We start from the raw sequence: 19,655 nt of genomic DNA, 5'->3' as shown, positions 1-19,655 counted from the left end.
TTCCCCGTGTATCGGACATTTCGTTTTTTTCAGATATTTCCTAAAAGGATAATACTGAATTTGCCGTTTCATTCCAAAAAACGCCGAAACAGACTTGGCGGAACACGAACGTGACGCGGGCGGAACACGAACGTGTCACGCGCGGAACACGAACGTGCAACGCGCGGAACACGAACGTACAACGCGCGGAACACGTACGTGTCACGGTTTCTTTTCTTAGAGATTTCAAATGAAATATACGTCCGCTTTACTATTCGTATCGGATTGAACGTGCCGGATGAATCCTGCTAATGAGATAAGAAGGCCCTACGAGCATCAGAACGGACACTATCAGCGTAAAGACATTCAGCAGAATGTAGACAAGGACATTCAGCTCTATAGGAACAGAACTTACATAATATACGGTAGGGGCAAGCTTTATCGGCTCGAAGAAATACTGTATCAGGCAGAGCGACAGACCTACCACATTTCCCCACAACATCCCCCTGCCTATCAGAAATACGGAGAACGAGAGGAAGATTTTCCTTATGGAATTATTGTCGGCTCCCATAGCCTTCAGCACCCCAATCATATTCGTACGCTCAAGAATTATTATCAACAGACCGGAAATCATCGTAAACCCTGCCACACCGGTCATAAGTATCAGGATTACCCACACATTGAGGTCAAGCAAGTCCAGCCATGCAAAAATCTGAGGATTGGCTTCGACAATGGTACGCGAGAAATAGCTCTGACCGTACTTGTCGGATGAATCGAACAGGCCGGTGCGGATATCATCGTTCACGGCATCAATGCGCGAATAGTCGTCCACATCTATTTCTATACCACTCACCCGATCCGGCTCCCATTTGTTCAGGCGGTTAACGGTATAAATATCTGTCAGAAGAAAATAATCATCGAAAGCGGAGAAATTGGTCTGATAGATGGCCGACACCGTAAGTCTGCGGGCACGCACATTGTCATCTACATAGTAAGTGTAAATCCTGTCACCGGTCTTGAGATGCAGCTTGTCGGCCATAGACTTCGATATAAGCACCCTGTTCGTGGCCGCCGTGTCTGTAAACTCAGGTATTTCCCCCTCTATTATATGCTTGCGGATATAGCTGAGGTCGTACTCCTGCCCCACTCCTTTCACCACCATACCCTGGAAACTATCGTCTGTCATTATCATTCCCGGCTTGACGGAATAACGCTGCACATGGCTGATGTCCGGTTTCACGGACAGTGCCTCCATAAGGCTGTCGCCTGCAGCAATGGGTGCGGTCATATAAAGCTGTGCATCATCCAGGCTGGTCACTATAACCTCCGATGCAAGCCCCACCACCTTGTCGCGCACCTGATTCTTGAAGCCGATAACCACCGCTACCGACACTATCATTACGGCAAGGCCAATAGAAATGCCGGCCATGGCAATGCGCACAGCCGGCTTTGATACCTCTTTACTACCGTCGTTATTCTTGTAGATACGACGTGCTATAAATAGTTTCCAGTTCATATGTTATTCGTCTACTCTTCCCGGATATGCTTCCAACGCCTTTCTCAATACAAAAAGCGCACGAACCAAATCCTCTTTCTTCAGAACGTATGCCAGACGCACTTCGTTCTTGCCCGCACCCGGAGTGGTATAGAAACCGCTGGCAGGAGCAAGCATCACAGTCTCGCCTTCATACTCGAACTCTGACAGACACCACGCGCAGAACTTCTCACTGTCGTCTACAGGCAGTTTTGCCACAGTGTAGAAAGCTCCCATAGGTATAGGCGAATATACGCCCGGTATTCTGTTCAGTCCGTCTATCAGACACTTTCTGCGTTCCACATACTCGTCGTATGTCTCACGTGAATATTCTTCCGGCTCGTCAAGCGATGCCTCCGCCGCTATCTGACCTATCAGTGGAGGACTCAGTCTGGCCTGGCAGAACTTCATCACCGCCTTGCGCACTTCAGGATTCTTTGTGATAAGAGCACCGATACGGATACCGCATTCAGAGTATCTCTTTGATACAGAATCGATAAGGACTACATTCTGTTCTATTCCCTGCAGATGACACGCCGAAATATATGGCGAACCTGTATAGATAAATTCCCTGTAGACTTCGTCCGAGAACAGGAACAAGTCATATTTCTTCACAAGGTCGCGAATCTGGTTCATCTCCCTGCGAGTGTAAAGATAGCCTGTCGGATTGTTAGGATTACATATCAGAATACCTTTTGTACGCTCGTTTATCAGTTCCTCGAACTTCTCTACCTTAGGCAGCGAGAAGCCCTCCTCTATAGTAGTGGTGACGGTTCTGATTACGGCACCTGCAGAAATGGCAAAAGCCATATAGTTGGCATATGCAGGTTCCGGCACAATGATTTCATCGCCCGGATTAAGACAGCTCATAAAAGCGAACAACACAGCTTCCGAGCCTCCGGTGGTAATGATAATATCATCAGCCGTAAGGTTTATATCATATTTCTTGTAGTAACCAACCAATTTCTCACGATAGCTCCTATATCCCTGGCTCGGACTGTACTCAAGCACAGTACGGTCTATATTACGAATTGCGTCCAAGGCCGCTCGTGGAGTTGGCAGGTCAGGCTGACCTATATTCAGGTGATACACATGAATCCCTCTTCCTTTCGCAGCTTCGGCCAATGGTGCCAATTTCCTGATTGGCGATTCCGGCATTTCGTTTCCTCTTATGGATATTTGTGGCATAATTTATTATGTTATATAAAATTTTGACTGCAAATATAAACTGATTAGCTAAATAAAACAACTAACAGACAAGAAAGTTTTGTCCGTTTTCGTACACTGTTTACAAATAAATACTATCTTTGTCGAATTAATTTATATGTACTATTTAAATAAAAAAACGTAAAACGACATGATGCATAATTGGTTTGAATGCAAAATCAAATACGAGAAAGCAGCGGAAAACGGCATGAACAAGAAGGTGACAGAGCCTTATTTAGTAGATGCACTGAGCTTTACAGAAGCCGAATCAAGAATAATAGAAGAGATTACACCATTCATCAGCGGAGAGTTTACCGTTTCGGACATCAAGAGAGCGAACTACAGCGAACTCTTTTTCTGCGAGGACGATGAAGCCGACAAATGGTATAAATGCAAGCTCTATTTCATAACCCTCGACGAAAAGAGCGGAGCTGAGAAGAAAACAGCAACAAACGTACTTGTACAGGCTGCCGACCTGAAGGATTCTATCAAAAAGCTGGACGAAGGCATGAAAGGTACAATGGCTGACTACGTGATAGCATCCGTAGCCGAGACAGCCATAATGGATGTTTATCCATACTCGGCAGAACCGGACGTGAAACCGGAATTCCCGGATGCAGCTAACAGATAAGAAAAAAATTCAATCATGGATATTAAAGCAATATTAAGTGAAATAAAAGCGGAGTTGCCACAGACCACACAACTCGTTGCCGTATCGAAGTTCCACCCTGCCGAAGCCATCAAGGAGGCATACGATGCAGGACAGAGAATCTTCGGAGAAAGCAAAGTGCAGGAGTTGGAGGAAAAGCATACAGTCCTCCCGCAAGACATAGAATGGCATTTCATAGGTCACTTGCAGACTAACAAAGTGAAGTACATTGCACCTTATATATCTATGATTCATGCCGTAGATTCCTACAAGCTGCTGGCCGAAATAAACAAGCAGGCAGCAAAAGCAGACAGAGTAATACCATGCCTGCTGGAAATACACATAGCAAAGGAAGAAACAAAATTCGGATTCACACCGGAAGAATGTACTGACATGCTGAACGAAGGCAGCTGGAAAGAGCTCAAAAACGTATGTATAAGCGGAATCATGGGTATGGCTACAAACACCGATGATGACGCAATGATAGAAAGCGAGTTCAAAAAGCTTGCAGCATACTTTAATGAGCTGAAATCAACATTTTTCAAGGGATGTGATTCATTCAGAGAGCTGTCGATGGGAATGTCCGACGACTATCCTCTGGCAATAAAGCATGGCAGCACACTCGTAAGAATCGGTAGTAAAATATTCGGAATGAGAAACTATTAAAATCATATTTATATTATGACACAGTTAACAACAACTTTTGCAGGATTAAAACTTAAGAATCCTGTTATCGTAAGCAGTTCCGGTCTGACAAACAGCGTAGAGAAGATTAAGAAACTGGAAGCTGCAGGTGCCGGTGCCGTTGTTCTGAAATCTGTATTCGAGGAACAAATCAGCATACAGGCAGGACAGATGAGCGGTTATGGTGCTCCTGACGCAGACGATTATCTTAATGCATATGTACGTTCGAATGCGCTTAACGAGCATATCGAACTAATCAAAGAGGCAAAAAAGGCATGCGGCATACCTGTGATAGCAAGTATCAACTGCTATTCTACAAGCGAATGGACAGACTTTGCCAAACATATGGAAGAAGCCGGAGCAGATGCACTGGAAGTCAATATCCTTTCATTGCAGTCTGACAAAGACTACACTTACGGAAGTTTCGAACAGATGCATATCGATGTTCTGAAAAATATCAAGAAAGCAGTAAGCATCCCTGTGATAATGAAACTTGGCAGCAACCTTACTAATCCAGTGGCACTTATCAACCAGCTTTATGCCAACGGAGCTGCAGCAGTGGTACTGTTCAACCGTTTCTATCAGCCGGACATAAACATAGATACAATGACATTCACAAGCACTAATGTGATGAGTGAGTCGAACGAACTTGCAGAAAAAATCAGATGGACAGCTATCGCATCAGTAGAAGTCCCTCAGATAGACTATGCTATCTCAGGTGGTGTACACTGCGGTAAGGGAGTAATCAAGTCAATCCTTGCCGGAGCAAGTGCTGTGGAAGTGTGCAGTGCAATCTACAAGTACGGCGAAAAAGAAATAGCTGAAATGACAAAAGAACTATCTGCCTGGATGGAATCAAAAGGTTACGAAAGCATTGAAAGCATGAAGGGAATCATGAACGCAAAGGCTGCCGGAAGCATAAATCCATTCGAAAGAACACAGTTCATGAAATACTATAGCAACCACGAATGATATAAGAAATACTTATAAGTTGAAATAGAGCCGGAGAGGTGTTCCCGACAATAGTTAAAAAAGATTATAAAAACTATTTATCGAGAACGCCTTTCATTTTATTACGTTTTATTGACAAATAATTTGAAAACTTATAACTAAATCGTATATTTGCACAACACACTGAATTTTGTGCACACTCAAAAAATCAATTATGGAAAAAAGTTTCATAGCTTTCATAGAAGAAAGTATCAAGAAGAACTGGGACCTTGATGCCCTTACAGACTATAAGGGAGCTACACTTCAATACAAGGACGTAGCCAGAAAAATCGAAAAACTTCATATTCTTTTAGAAGAAAGTGGCGTAAAACCCGGAGACAAGGTGGCATTATGCGGAAGAAACAGTTCTCACTGGGGAGTAGCATTCCTGGCAATCCTTACTTACGGAGCCGTGGCTGTCCCTATTCTGCATGAGTTTAAGCCTGACAATGTACACAACATTGTAAACCACTCCGATGCACGCATACTGTTTGCGGGCGACATGGCATGGGAAAACCTCAACGAAGCAGAAATGCCTGCACTCGAAGGTATCATCCTAATGACAGACTTCACTCTACTGGTATGCCGCAGCGAGAAACTCTTGTATGCCAGAGAACATCTGAACGAAATGTTCGGGAAGAAATTTCCGAAAAATTTCAGACGCGAACATGTATCCTATCGTAGGGACACTCCTGAGGAACTTGCCATCATCAACTACACCTCAGGTACAACAAGTTTCTCCAAGGGAGTTATGCTTCCATACAGGTCGTTGTGGTCGAACACCCAGTTTGCAATCGAAGTATTGTCGCTCAAACCTGGCGATAAGGTTATTTCAATACTTCCAATGGCGCATATGTACGGTCTGGCATTCGAATTCATATACGAAATGTGTATAGGATGCCACATATACTTCCTTACACGCATGCCAAGTCCGAAAATCATTTTCCAGGCATTTGCCGATGTCAAACCGAACATCGTAATATCTGTACCTCTGATTATAGAGAAAATCATCAAGAAAAACGTGCTTCCTAAACTGGAAACACTCAAGATGAAGATTCTCCTGAAAGTACCAATCATCAACGACAAGATAAAGGCTGCCGTAAAAGAACATATGGTACAGGCTTTTGGAGGAAACTTCTACGAAGTAATTATCGGTGGAGCGGCATTCAATCAGGATGTGGAAAAACTGCTGAAAAGTATAGATTTCCCGTATACAGTAGGTTACGGAATGACTGAATGTGGCCCTATTATCTGTTACGAAGATTGGCAGCGTTTCAAGCCAGGCTCATGCGGTAAGGCTGCTCCACGTATGGAAGTAAAAATTGACAGTCCGGACCCTGCAAACATTGTAGGAGAAATCAAGACAAAAGGCGACAATGTGATGCTTGGTTACTACAAGAATCCTGAAGCCACAGCACAGGCCATAGACAAAGACGGATGGCTGCACACAGGCGACTTGGGTATAATGGACGAAGAAGGTAATATCACCATAAAAGGACGCAGCAAGAACATGCTCCTCGGTCCTTCAGGCCAGAACATATATCCGGAAGAAATAGAAGACAAACTGAACAACCTTCCTTTCGTATGCGAAAGTATTGTCATACAGCAGGAAGACCACAAACTGGCAGCTCTGATTTATCCGGATTTCGACGATGCTTATGCACACGGTATGAGCGCAAGCGATATTGAAAAGGCTATGGAGGAAAACCGTGTGGCACTGAACTCAGAACTTCCGGCATACTCGCAGATAGCACGCGTGAAGATATATCCGGAGGAATTCGAGAAGACACCAAAGAAGAGTATCAAACGCTTCCTGTATCAAGACGTCAAATAATCAATGAAAAAATACTCCAAAAATATCATCATGTTCCTGTCAGTCATGGCACTGACAGGAACTGTATCCTCCCCCATGCATGCCCAGGAATATGGTCTGAAAAAGGGAGGAAATATATCCCTGAGTATAAAAGGCCCAAAGGGTGAAAACCGCAATACCTATTTCAATCTCGGCCTGTTCAGCAATTACCTGAATCTTACAGGAGCCAGCGTGAACATCATATCCGATGTAGTCCATCAGAAAACATCCGGCTTTCAGGCTTCAGGATTTGTGAACATAGTAGGTAACAGAAGTTCGGGAATGCAGGTTGCCGGACTGGCGAACATTTCGGGAATAAAGTCGCACGGTGTACGAGTTGCCGGGTTGTTCAACATCAGCGGAAGGGCTTCTTATGCCGTACAGATATCCGGTATAGGAAATATAGCCGGCAATAATCAGAAAGGATTTATGCTTACAGGACTTATCAATATGAGTTCTGTCGACAATAAAGGCTTTCTTATATCAGGTCTGGCAAACATTTCCGGAAATGAGCAGAGAGCCATTGCCATTAGCGGTATGACAAACGTAAGTGGAAATAACATGTACGGAGCTCAGATTTCATCGCTGATGAACATAGCGGGCAACGAGAACAAAGGTCTGCAGTTAGCGGCACTGAGCAATGTCAGCGTAATAAACAAAGGTGTACAGATAAGCGGTATAGCCAACTATTCCGGCGATAACAAGGGACTTCAGCTTGGACTGGCAAATGTAAGCAATAAATGCAGCAGAGGGGTGCAAATAGGAATATTGAACCTGAATGATGACAGCTGTGCACGCCAGGTAGGTATTATAAACCTAAAACCACAGACAAGAATCCAGATGATAGTTTCGGGAGGTAATATTTATAAATCCAATGTAGAGGTAAGATTCAGAAACAAACTGATATATACGCAGTTGGGCGCAGGCATGATTCTTGGCGAACTTACCGACAAGGCTTCCGTGGCCGGCATATACAGAACCGGACTTGCCTTTCCTCTATTGAAAGAAAAGCTATATCTGAATACAGACATTGGCTACAGCCATATAGAAACACTTGGTAACAAAAATATCCCTGACCGATTATACGCCATACAGCCACGTATCGGACTGGAATATAACCCTCTGAAAAAGTTAGGTATTTTCATTGCCGGAGGATATTCATGGACAAGGACATATAAACACAATCTGCCATACTCCAAAAATCCAACGGTAGAAGCAGGATTGGTGCTGTTCTGAAAAAGAAATCAAATCATACCCCATTTTTCTCTATGCATGTGAAAAATGTGAAAGTGAAATTGCATGCGTTTTGTACATGAAATAGATGAAATCTGCCTAAAAGAATTCGAACGGTATTTAAACAGCTTTTAAACGCTGTTTAAATACCGTTCGAGGTATATATAAGGGGTACTAAGAAATTATTTCGTAACAACGAAATCGGCAGACAATCCTTCTGCACTGTTAGTTCCTACCCACAATTTAAAATCTCCAGGTTCTACACCGTATGTCATATCATATCCCCAGAAAGCAAGTTCTGCTACAGGCAGTGAGAATGACACAGTCTTGCTCTCACGTGCTTTAAGTTCAACTCTCTGGAAAGCCTTGAGTTCTTTTACAGGACGGGTTACAGAACCTACCTTATCCTGAACATACAACTGTACGACTTCAGTACCATCATACGCACCTGCATTCTTAAGATTTACAGTTACATTTACTTCACCGTCAGCAGTAAGCTTGTCGGCAGCAAGTTTCAAGTCGCTGTATTCAAACTTAGTATATGACAATCCGTATCCGAATGGGAACAAAGGAGAGTTTCCGGCATCAAGATAGAACGAACGGCATCCCACCGAAGTCTGTCCGGCCTCAACAGGAATTTCATCGATAAGCATCTCTGTAGGGTTTGCAGGACGGCCTGTATTGTTATGAGCATAATAAATCGGAGCCTGACCTGTCATGCGAGGGAATGTAACCGGAGTCTTACCACTCGGATTAACCTTTCCGAAGAGAATGTCAGCAATGGCAGAACCACCCATTGTTCCAGGATGGAACGAGTAAAGCACAGCATCCGAAGCCTCAACCTCATCAGAGATAGTAAGCTGACGACCGGCCATTACTACTGTTACCACAGGTTTACCGGTAGCAGCAAGCGCTTTAATCAACCGACTCTGTGCTCCCTGCAAATCAAGATTTGCCAACGAATGAGCCTCACCGGAAAGGATTGATTCCTCGCCTACGAAACATACCACTACATCAGCACAGCGTGCAGCATTCACAGCCTTTGCGATACCGGATGTATTCTTGTCGCGGCTATATGCCAACCCCTGCTCGAAGATTACATTAACCTTGTCGCCATACATTTCCCTGATAGCTTTCAGAGGAGTCTGTGTATGTTCTTTCTCACCGTCGAACACCCATGTACCCATCTGTTCGTATGGAGCATCCGCCATAGGACCGACAATAGCCACTGTCTTAATTTTATCGGTAAACGGCAATGTCTGTACATCATTCTTCAGAAGAATTACAGACTGTTCAGCAGCAGTTTTCGCAGCCAAAAGATGTTCTTCTGCATATTTCACAGACTGAGGAGTTACCACTATTTAAACATCGTTTAAATGGGATTTAAATAGTTCATTTTACGTTCACATGGCAATTCATTTCACGTTCACTGAACATTCACTGAACAAGGAATGAACACGAAATGAATGCTATTATAATGCTAATCCTGCATCAAAGGCTTCAAAACCTTTTCGGCACAAAGATATCCTTCTTCGTAAAGTTCCGTAAGTTTCTTTATATCCTTTTCTATACGGTTTACAACGACTTTCTTTTCCGGACGGATTGCTATTATCCGGCCTTCATCCTCCATTTTTTCTATCATCTCCAGTTGTTCGTTATAAACACGGCAACGGTTACTCAGCAGAACTCGCAAACGCGGATATCTTGTATATATGAAATGCGGCACCTTTATGTCTCTTTCGGTCTTACGATAACCACGATTACGTGTGAGTACAACAACATTCTTATCATACCCCTGCTCTATCGCTCTCATTACAGGGATAGAATCTATGATTCCACCATCCAGCATAGGGCAACCATCGACATACACTATCGGACAGACATACGGCAGACTGCTTGATGCCTTGGCTATGCGCAACATGCGTTCCTTGTCATGCTTTTCCTCAAGATAGCAGGCTCTGCCCGTCACACAGTTGGTAGTCACCATCTCAAAGCGGTTTGGATTCTTCATGTATGCATCGTAATCATACGGAAGGATTTCCTCGGGAAAAAGTTCATACAGAAGTTTCTGGTCTAAAATACTCCGTTGATGAAAAAGATATTTAAAACTTATATAGTTATACTTTTCAAGCATATCTATATTACTGTATTTAGCACGCCCGCGCTGGTGCGACATGTACGAGAGTCCGTTGCAGGCACCGGCAGAAACCCCTACCCCATAAGGAAATTCAATACTATTGTCCATCATATAATCAAGCACGCCACAGGTAAAGACACCACGCATGCCACCGCCTTCAAGCACTAAGCCCATTTTACTAAAATCTACTTTCATAACATTTTTCTTTTAAAACAGACACGCCAAATGCAAATATATGTTTTTTCAAGACATTCAGATAGAAAATAAGACATTTTTTTCTTACTTTTGCAACATAAATATCAAATTATTGAAACAACTGTGTAATATTATAGCTATGTTTGAAACCTTAACATACCAAAAACGTCGCCAGGCCCTAAGAGAAAGAATGAGCAACGGACTTATTCTGATTCTCGGCAACAATGAGGCTCCGGCAAACTACCCTGACAATACATACAAATTCAGACAGGACAGTTCATTCCTTTATTTTTTCGGACACTCACACCCGGGTTATGCCGGAGTTATCGACATCGACAATAATGAAGAGTTTTTTTTCGGCGACGATGTGGATATGGATGACATCATATGGATGGGCTCTCAGCCAAGCATTAAAGAATTGGCTGAAAGAGTTGGTGTAAACAAGAGTTTTCCGTTTGACAAGCTGAAAGATGTAATCGGTAAGGCTCTCTCGCAGAGAAGAAAGGTTCATTTCCTTCCGCCATATCGTTATGACAACATGATGCTCCTGGAAGACCTGACAGGCATTAAAGCATCAATGGTAAAGACTCATGCTTCAGTGGAGTTGATTAAAGCCGTTGTTTCATTGAGAGCGGTTAAGGAACAATGCGAAATCGATGAAATAGACAAGGCCTGCAACATAGGTTACGAGATGCATACCACTGCCATGCGACTCTGCAAACCGGGAGTATCTGAACAATACATCGCAGGTATATTGGAAGGTATTGCAGCTTCATACGGCAGCATGACTTCGTTCGCTACCATTCTTACCCAGAACGGTCAGACTCTCCATAATCACGACCACAGCCACATATTGCAGGAAGGAAGGCTGATGCTGACTGATGCCGGTGCAGAAAACATAAACAACTACTGCTCTGACCACACGCGCACCATACCTGTAGGAGGAAAATTCACCCAGCGTCAGAAAGATATCTACAATATAGTTTATGCATGTCATGAGAAAGCTCTTGAGCTGGCTAAACCGGGAATAACATATAAGTCTGTACATTTAGATGTCTGCAAGGTTTTAGCTCAAGGACTTAAAGACCTCGGACTGATGAAAGGTAATATAGATGAAGCAGTAGCAGCAGGTGCACACGCCCTGTTTATGCCTCACGGATTAGGACACATGATGGGACTCGACGTTCACGATATGGAGGACCTTGGACAGATTTATGTGGGATATGACGATGAAGTACGTCCATCCGACCAGTTCGGACTGGCTTCTCTGCGTATGGGACGCCGTCTGCAACCGGGATTTGTCATGACCGATGAACCTGGATGCTACTTCATTCCGGCACTGATAGACAAATGGAGAGCTGAAGGAATGCATACTGACTTCCTTAATTACGACGTAATAGAGAAATATAAGGATTTTGGCGGTATCCGTCTGGAGGATGATATTCTCATTACTCCTGAAGGCTCAAGATTTACAGGAGAAAAACGTATTCCTATCAAGGTAGAAGATGTAGAAGAAATAATGAAGGATTAAAAACTTAAAAACTCAAAATTAAAAATGAACAAATTTATCACACTGGCTGCACTTGGACTTTGTTTCAGCAGCATCAACGCTCAGGAAGCGAAAGAGGAGAAAAAAGCCGAAGAAGGCTTTGTGTTTACAACCATCAAAGAAAACCCTATCACATCTATCAAGAACCAGAACCGTTCGAGCACTTGCTGGTCGTTTTCGTCTGTTTCATTCTTCGAATCAGAATTGCTCCGTCAGGGTAAAGGTGAATTCGACCTTTCAGAGATGTTTATCGTACACCACACTATGGAAGAACGTGCTGTGAACTATGTACGTTATCATGGCGACGCTTCATTCTCTCCTGGTGGCAGCTTCGAAGATATCGTAGCATGCTACAGACAGCACGGTCTCGTTCCACAAGATGCTATGCCTGGTATCATGTACGGTGATTCTCTTCCTGTACACAACGAACTTGACGCAGTAGCAGGAGCATATGTTGAAGCAATCGGTAAAGGCAAATTCTCTAAACTGACTCCGGTATGGAAAAACGGTTTGCGTTCTATTTATGACACTTACCTTGGCGAATGTCCGAAAGAATTCACTTATAATGGAAAGACTTACACTCCAAGAACATTTGCTGATGAAGTTCTGAAACTGAATATGGATGACTATATATCTTTGACTTCTTATACTCACCATCCTTTCTACACTCAGTTCAACGTAGAGGTACAGGACAACTGGCGTAACGCTCTTTCTTACAACCTTCCTATAGAAGAGTTGATGGAAGTTATGGACAACGCTGTAAGAAAAGGATATACATTCGCTTGGGGTTCTGACGTAAGCGAACAGGGATTTACCCGCGACGGTATCGCTGTATTCCCGGATGCATCTAAGGGTGCAGAACTTACAGGCTCGGACATGGCTCACTGGTTGGGTCTTAGCGCAGCTGACAAGCGCAAGGAACTTACAAGCAAGCCTCTTCCTGAAGTAACTGTAACTCAGGAGATGCGTCAGACTGCTTTCGATAACTGGGAAACTACTGACGACCATGGTATGCTTATCTACGGTTTGGCTAAGGATCAGAACGGAAAAGAATACTTCATGGTTAAGAACTCTTGGGGTGAAGCAGGAAAATACAAAGGTATATGGTATGCTTCTAAAGCGTTCGTTGCTTACAAGACTATGAACATCCTTGTACACAAAGATGCCATTCCATCAAAAATCGCAAAGAAATTGGGCCTGAAATAATCGTAATATAGACTGATTACAAATAATATGATGCCGGTTTAGTTAATTTTTATACTAAACCGGCATTTTTATTCTTTCTTTTTCCTAACTTTACGGATTGAATTGGATAGGGAAAAAGAAAAAAATAATATAATGAGATACAAATGGAATTATCAACCTCCTACTCTGGAGCAAAGAGAAGAAGCGAGGGCTCTGGCAAAGGAAATCGGGATAAGTCCGATACTTTGTCATCTGTTGCGACAGAGAGGAATCAAAACAGCCGATGCGGTAAAGAAATTCTTCCGCCCGCAGCTGCATGACCTGCACGACCCGTTCCTGATGAACGACATGGACGCGGCCGTTAAAAGGCTCAACAAGGCAATGGGCAGAAAGGAACGTATCCTGATATACGGCGACTATGATGTTGACGGAACTACTGCGGTGGCATTGGTATATAAGCTCCTCCAGCAATTCTACTCGAATATCGACTATTATATCCCCGACAGATATAACGAAGGATATGGAGTGACAACCAAGGGAGTGGACTATGCCTACGAAACCGGAGTAAAACTTGTCATTGTGCTCGACTGCGGAATAAAGGCAGTAGATGAAATAGCCTATGCCAAAGAAAAGGGAATAGACTTCATCATATGCGACCATCACGTTCCCGACGATATCCTGCCTGAAGCGGCAGCCATCCTTAATCCTAAAAGAGCTGACTCTACCTACCCTTACGAACATCTGTCAGGATGTGGCGTGGGATTCAAGTTCATGCAGGCTTTTGCCATGAACAACGGAATCGAGTTTCATCAGCTCACCCCGCTGCTTGACCTCGTAGCCGTAAGTATAGCTTCGGACATCGTTCCTATCATGGGTGAAAACAGAATCCTTGCCTATCACGGTCTGAGACAGCTCAACGCCAATCCGTGTATGGGACTGAAAGCCATAATCGACGTATGCGGACTTACAGACAAGGAAATAAACATGAGCGACATTGTGTTCAAGATAGGACCGAGAATCAATGCGTCAGGAAGAATCCAGAAAGGTAAAGAGGCTGTAGACCTGCTTATAGAAAAGGACTACAAGTTGGCTCACGAGAAAGGTAATCTTATCAACGGTTATAATGAGCTTCGCAAGGACCTCGACAAGACTATGACAGAGGAAGCGAATAAGATTGTAGACTCCCTTGAAAATCTTTCCGAAAGAAGAAGCATCGTGATTTATAACGAAGAGTGGCACAAGGGCGTGATAGGTATTGTAGCTTCACGACTTACAGAGATTTACTATCGTCCTGCCGTGGTACTCACCCGTACCGAAGGGCTTGCCACAGGGTCGGCACGTTCTGTTTCCGGGTTCGATGTATATAGTGCGATAGAGCATTGCCGCGACCTGCTCGAGAACTTTGGCGGTCATACTTATGCTGCCGGACTGTCAATGAAGGTGGAGAATGTGGAAGAGTTTACAAGACGATTTGAGGAATATGTGACAAACCATATTCTGCCGGAACAGACCAGCGCTACAATAGACATTGACGCTCAGCTTGACTTCCGCGACATCACTCCGAAATTCTTCTTCGACCTGAAGAAGTTCAACCCGTTCGGACCGGAGAACCACAAACCGGTATTCTCTACTATAAATGTATATGACTACGGTACAAGCAAGGTTGTGGGACGTGAACAGGAACATATCAAGCTTGAACTCGTAGACAACAAGTCGAACAATGTGATGAACGGAATAGCTTTCGGACAAAGCTCGCAGGTGAGATACATCAAGACCAAGCAATCGTTCAACATCTGCTATACGATAGAAGAGAACTCACACAAGCGCGGTGACATTCAGCTACAGATAGAAGACATTAAGCCAAGCGGATTTTAAATGATAGAGGAATACCGTAAAATACTTAAGGACTATTGGGGATATGACAATTTCCGTGGAATACAGGAGGATATTATCCAGAGTATAGGAAGCGGGCGCGACACACTTGGACTGATGCCTACGGGAGGTGGGAAATCCATTGCTTTCCAGGTTCCCGCCATGGTGAAAGACGGATTGTGTATTGTCATAACTCCACTGATAGCCTTGATGAAAGACCAGGTGAGAAATCTTCGCGACCGTGGCATAAAAGCCATCGCCATATACTCCGGAATGACTCGGGAGGAGATTATCATAGCACTTGAAAACTGTATTTTCGGCAATTACAAGTTCCTTTACATATCGCCTGAAAGACTCGACACGGAGATTTTCCGTATCAAACTCCGCAGCATGAAAGTCAGCATGATAACCGTTGACGAATCACACTGCATTTCTCAATGGGGCTACGATTTCCGCCCTGCATATCTCAAAATCTCAGAAATAAGAAACCTTCTGCCGGATGTTCCCGTTCTGGCACTGACTGCCACAGCCACTCCTGAGGTGGTGAAGGACATACAGCAGCGTCTTGCCTTCAAGGAGGAGAACGTGTTCCGCATGAGTTTCGAGCGCAAGAATCTTGCATACATTGTCCGCCGGACAGAGAGCAAGCAGGAAGAACTTCTTCATATACTGAAGCACGTGGAAGGCTCGGCCATAGTATATGCCCATAACCGCAAACGCACGAAAGAGTATGCACAGTTGCTGAACGAAAAAGGCATTACCGCCACATTCTATCATGCCGGACTAAGCAACGACACTAAGGACCAGCGGCAGAAATCGTGGGTGAAAGGCGAAACCCGTGTGATGGTTGCCACAAACGCATTCGGTATGGGTATCGACAAGCCGGACGTAAGACTTGTAGTCCACGTAGATACACCGGACTCACCTGAAGCCTACTTCCAGGAAGCCGGACGCGGAGGACGCGACGGCAAAAAGGCATATGCCGTACTGCTATATTCGAAAAGTGACAAGGCTACTCTGAAGAAAAGAATAGCAGATACATTCCCCGAGAAAGACTATATCCGCACCGTCTACGAACATCTGAACTACTACTATCAGATGGCTATGGGCGACGGGTTAGGCTGTACGAGAGAATTCAACATAGATGAGTTCTGCCGAAACTTCAAGCACTTCCCTATCCAGGTGGACAGTGCCCTGAAAATCCTTACCCGTGCGGGATATTTGGAATATACAGACGAACAGGACAACAATTCGCGTCTGATGTTTACTCTGACAAAGGAGGAACTCTACCGCATCCATGAAACAAGCCCCGAAACCGAGAAGCTGATAAACATTATACTCCGTTCATACACAGGAGTATTCACCGAATATGCCTATATAAACGAGGAAACTCTGTCCCTGCGTTCGGGCATGACACGCCAGCAGGTGTACGACACTCTGATTTCGCTTACACGCCGACGCATACTCCACTATATACCGGGCAAAAAGACTCCTTATATTATATATACGCGCGAAAGACAGGAGGCCGACCGTCTGGTTTTCACAAAAGAAGTGTATGAAGACAGAAAAGAGAGCTTCATCCACCGCATAGAGGCAATGACAGAATATGCAGAAACGGACGACAAATGCCGCAGCCGCATGCTGTTGCTGTATTTCGGCGAAAAGAACGAACACAACTGCGGACAGTGCGACGTATGCCTTTCGTCCCACTCGTCAGGCATCAGGCAGGGAATGTTCGACGAGATTTCAAGAGCCATCGAAGAAGCCCTAAAAGACAAGGAAATGACTACATCCGAGCTTATGGAGCATATAGCATCCTACGAAAAGGAGAATGTAGCAAAAGCACTGTCATATCTTCTCTCGGAAGAAATAATATATCAGAAAAACGGCAGACTTTCACTGCCAAAATAATCTTATCGCACATATAAAGGCTACAAAAAGTAAGAAAAATCCATTGTATTATAAAATTTTGATTATATTTGCGCCTACTAACATATAAATCAAAACTTTTTTATCATGGATTACACTAATATCATAGGCGAAAAAATCAAATCGCTAAGAAACATAAAAGGAATCAGTATAGAAGAATTGGCTGAAAACACAGGCTTGTCTGTAGACCAGATTACACGAATCGAAGAAAACATCGACATCCCTTCACTTGCTCCGCTTATCAAGATAGCACGTGCTCTTGGTGTACGCCTTGGTACTTTCCTCGACGACCAGGACAGCGAGTCAGGCCCTGTAGTTTGCCGCAAGGGAGAAGCCGACGACACTATAAGCTTCTCAAACAATGCTACTGATTCTCGCCAGCATATGCACTATCACTCACTTTCTCGCAGCAAGACCGACCGCCACATGGAGCCTTTTATCATAGATATTGATGAGAATGATGAAACTTCATTCAACCAGTCTGCTCACGAAGGAGAAGAATTCATAATGGTGATGAAAGGTATGGTGGAAATCACTTACGGAAAGAACACTTATATTCTTGAAGAAGGCGATACTATCTATTACGACTCTATCGTGCCTCATCATGTTCATGCCTACGAAGGCCAGGCAGCACGCATCCTCGCAGTAATCTATACACCAATCTAATTAAAAGCCGGAAACCATGTTACAGTTATCAGAAAGAACACTTGGCAACTGGCTCGAACATTGGGCCGAAGTCACCCCGGATAAAGAATATATAGTTTATTCCGACCGCAACCTGCGCTTCACATGGAGCCAGTTCAACAAGCGTGTGGACAATATGGCTAAAGGTCTGCTTGCCATAGGAGTGGAAAAAGGAACTCACGTAGGTATTTGGGCAGGAAATGTGCCGGACTGGCTGACTTTCCTCTATGCCTGTGCAAAGATTGGTGCAGTGGCAGTTACCGTCAATACCAACTACAAGCAGGCTGAGTTGGAATATCTCTGCCAGAACTCTGATATGCACACCTTATGTATCGTAAACGGCGAAAAGGACAGCGATTTCGTCCAGATGACTTACAATATGCTCCCGGAGCTGAAGACCTTCAGTCGCGGACACATGAAGAGCAAGCGTTTCCCATGTATGCGCAACGTAGTCTACATCGGTCAGGAGAAATTCAGAGGAATGTACAACACTCCGGAAATACTCCTTCTTGGGAACAACATAGACGATGAGGTTCTTGAAAACGCCAAAAAGCAGGTAAGCTGTCACGACACAGTAAATATGCAATATACCTCAGGTACAACAGGATTCCCGAAAGGAGTAATGTTGAGCCACTATAACATCACAAACAACGGCTTCCTGACAGGCGAACATATGAAGTTTACATCAGATGACAAGCTGTGCATATGTGTACCGCTGTTCCACTGTTTCGGTGTAGTGCTTGCCACAATGAACTGCCTCACACACGGATGTACACAAGTCATGTTGGAGCGTTTCGACCCGCTGCTCGTCCTGGCATCAGTGCATAAGGAACGCTGTACGGCACTCTACGGTGTACCGACAATGTTCATTGCCGAACTCCACCACCCTATGTTCGATATGTTCGACCTCAGCAGTCTGCGCACCGGTATCATGGCAGGTTCTCTCTGCCCTGTGGAACTGATGCGTCAGGTTGAGGAAAAGATGTTCATGCGTGTCACCAGCGTTTACGGACTGACAGAAGCATCACCGGGTATGACTCACACACGTATAGACGACCCGTTCGAAGTACGCTGCACTACCGTAGGACGTGATTTCGAGTTTACCGAAGTGAAAGTTCTTGACCCTGAAACTGGCGAGGAATGTCCGGTAGGTGTTCAGGGAGAAATGTGTAACCGTGGATATAACACCATGCAGGGTTACTACAAGAATCCTCAGGCAACAGCAGAAGTTATCGACAAAAACGGTTTCCTCCACTCGGGCGACCTCGGTGTGAAAGACGAGAACGGCAACTACCGCATAACAGGACGTATCAAGGACATGATTATCCGTGGAGGTGAGAATATCTATCCGCGCGAAATCGAGGAGTTCCTCTATCAGATGCCGGGAATAAAGGACGTACAGGTGGCAGGTATTCCGTCGAAGAAGTACGGCGAGGCTGTAGGTGCATTCATCATCCTGCACGAAGGATGCGAGATGAACGAATTCGACGTACGCGAGTTCTGCCAGGGCAAGATAGCCAGATACAAGATACCGAAATACATCTTCTTCGTAGACGGTTTCCCTCTGACAGGAAGCGGAAAGATACAGAAATTCAAGCTGAAAGACATAGGTCTGGAACTCTGCAAGCAGAAAGGTATAGAAATAATATAAAAATATAAGTCCCAATAAATCAATACTTATTGGGACTTATTTATTATAAACAACATTCTTTTTACTTTTACAATGAACTATATAAGAAATTACAAAAAAAGACTAATCTTTCAGAATAAAAAGCTAACTTTGCATACATAAAAGCTATACGAAACATAAATTATATGGAAGAACTAAACTTAAGCACTCCTGCCTTGCTGTTCTCGGCAGTTTCACTCATACTACTGGCATATACCAACAGATTTCTGTCGTACGCACAGCTTGTAAGAACTCTTAACCCAAGTTTGATGGTAAATTTATGCTTTTCTTTGCTACTCAGTATTTTG

The 19,655-nt window shown here is 44.1% G+C and carries 15 protein-coding genes and 1 pseudogene; 12 read left to right on the top strand and 4 right to left on the bottom strand.

From position 1 onward, the window contains the following. Window positions 1-250: 250 nt before the first annotated feature. Entirely contained in the window at window positions 251-1,495 is a 1,245-nt protein-coding gene (locus tag QZ379_RS03545; protein ID WP_291558436.1) for an ABC transporter permease, read from the bottom strand. 3 nt (window positions 1,496-1,498) lie between these two features. Continuing rightward, the gene (locus QZ379_RS03540) at window positions 1,499-2,701 is read right to left on the bottom strand and encodes a pyridoxal phosphate-dependent aminotransferase (RefSeq protein WP_291558434.1); all 1,203 of its coding nucleotides are present in this window, start codon (window positions 2,699-2,701) and stop codon (window positions 1,499-1,501) included. Window positions 2,702-2,870: 169 nt separating this feature from the next. On the opposite strand from QZ379_RS03540, the gene QZ379_RS03535 reads away from it, so the two are divergent. From QZ379_RS03535 to QZ379_RS03515, 5 genes are all read left to right on the top strand, one after another. Next, entirely contained in the window at window positions 2,871-3,350 is a 480-nt protein-coding gene (locus QZ379_RS03535; protein WP_291558432.1) for a DUF4494 domain-containing protein, read from the top strand. 15 nt (window positions 3,351-3,365) lie between these two features. After that, complete coding sequence (locus tag QZ379_RS03530) at window positions 3,366-4,034, top strand: YggS family pyridoxal phosphate-dependent enzyme (protein ID WP_291558431.1); 669 nt, start codon at window positions 3,366-3,368, stop codon at window positions 4,032-4,034. 15 nt (window positions 4,035-4,049) lie between these two features. Continuing rightward, entirely contained in the window at window positions 4,050-5,024 is a 975-nt protein-coding gene (locus QZ379_RS03525; RefSeq protein WP_291558429.1) for a dihydroorotate dehydrogenase-like protein, read from the top strand. Between the two features lie 193 nt (window positions 5,025-5,217). Beyond that, complete coding sequence (locus tag QZ379_RS03520) at window positions 5,218-6,876, top strand: AMP-binding protein (protein WP_291558427.1); 1,659 nt, start codon at window positions 5,218-5,220, stop codon at window positions 6,874-6,876. Between the two features lie 3 nt (window positions 6,877-6,879). Next, window positions 6,880-8,130: a hypothetical protein gene (locus tag QZ379_RS03515; RefSeq protein ID WP_291558424.1), complete on the top strand. Its 1,251-nt coding sequence runs from the start codon at window positions 6,880-6,882 to the stop codon at window positions 8,128-8,130. A gap of 179 nt (window positions 8,131-8,309) precedes the next feature. Here the strand turns inward: QZ379_RS03515 and QZ379_RS03510 are convergent. Together QZ379_RS03510 and QZ379_RS03505 are read right to left on the bottom strand one after the other, a co-directional pair. After that, window positions 8,310-9,479: pseudogene (locus QZ379_RS03510) on the bottom strand (glycoside hydrolase family 3 C-terminal domain-containing protein); the annotation flags it as partial. 128 nt (window positions 9,480-9,607) lie between these two features. Further along, a complete protein-coding gene (locus QZ379_RS03505) occupies window positions 9,608-10,459 on the bottom strand; it encodes a patatin family protein (protein ID WP_291558422.1) in 852 nt (283 codons plus the stop codon). A gap of 139 nt (window positions 10,460-10,598) precedes the next feature. Here QZ379_RS03505 and QZ379_RS03500 point away from each other — a divergent pair, with 139 nt between their 5' ends. From QZ379_RS03500 to QZ379_RS03470, 7 genes are all read left to right on the top strand, one after another. Next, window positions 10,599-11,990: an aminopeptidase P family protein gene (locus QZ379_RS03500; protein ID WP_291558420.1), complete on the top strand. Its 1,392-nt coding sequence runs from the start codon at window positions 10,599-10,601 to the stop codon at window positions 11,988-11,990. 24 nt (window positions 11,991-12,014) lie between these two features. Then, window positions 12,015-13,214: a C1 family peptidase gene (locus tag QZ379_RS03495; protein WP_291558418.1), complete on the top strand. Its 1,200-nt coding sequence runs from the start codon at window positions 12,015-12,017 to the stop codon at window positions 13,212-13,214. Window positions 13,215-13,346: 132 nt separating this feature from the next. Then, window positions 13,347-15,068, top strand: a complete 1,722-nt coding sequence (gene recJ / locus QZ379_RS03490) for a single-stranded-DNA-specific exonuclease RecJ (RefSeq protein ID WP_291558415.1) — start codon at window positions 13,347-13,349, stop codon at window positions 15,066-15,068. After that, window positions 15,069-16,976, top strand: coding sequence for an ATP-dependent DNA helicase RecQ (locus tag QZ379_RS03485; RefSeq protein ID WP_291558413.1), 1,908 nt, complete (start codon window positions 15,069-15,071; stop codon window positions 16,974-16,976). 105 nt (window positions 16,977-17,081) lie between these two features. Further along, a complete protein-coding gene (locus QZ379_RS03480) occupies window positions 17,082-17,660 on the top strand; it encodes an XRE family transcriptional regulator (RefSeq protein ID WP_291558410.1) in 579 nt (192 codons plus the stop codon). A gap of 16 nt (window positions 17,661-17,676) precedes the next feature. After that, window positions 17,677-19,329, top strand: coding sequence for an AMP-binding protein (locus QZ379_RS03475; RefSeq protein WP_291558408.1), 1,653 nt, complete (start codon window positions 17,677-17,679; stop codon window positions 19,327-19,329). Between the two features lie 164 nt (window positions 19,330-19,493). After that, window positions 19,494-19,655, top strand: a 162-nt coding sequence (locus tag QZ379_RS03470; RefSeq protein ID WP_291558477.1) for a DUF2721 domain-containing protein, incomplete at its 3' end; no start/stop codon positions are given.

It is taken from the genome of Bacteroides sp. (genome assembly GCF_019417265.1).
In the GTDB taxonomy this organism is placed as follows: Bacteria; Bacteroidota; Bacteroidia; order Bacteroidales; family Bacteroidaceae; genus Phocaeicola.
The sequence above is the reverse complement of the archived record's forward strand: the minus strand, read 5'-3'. Positions and strand labels throughout refer to the sequence as shown.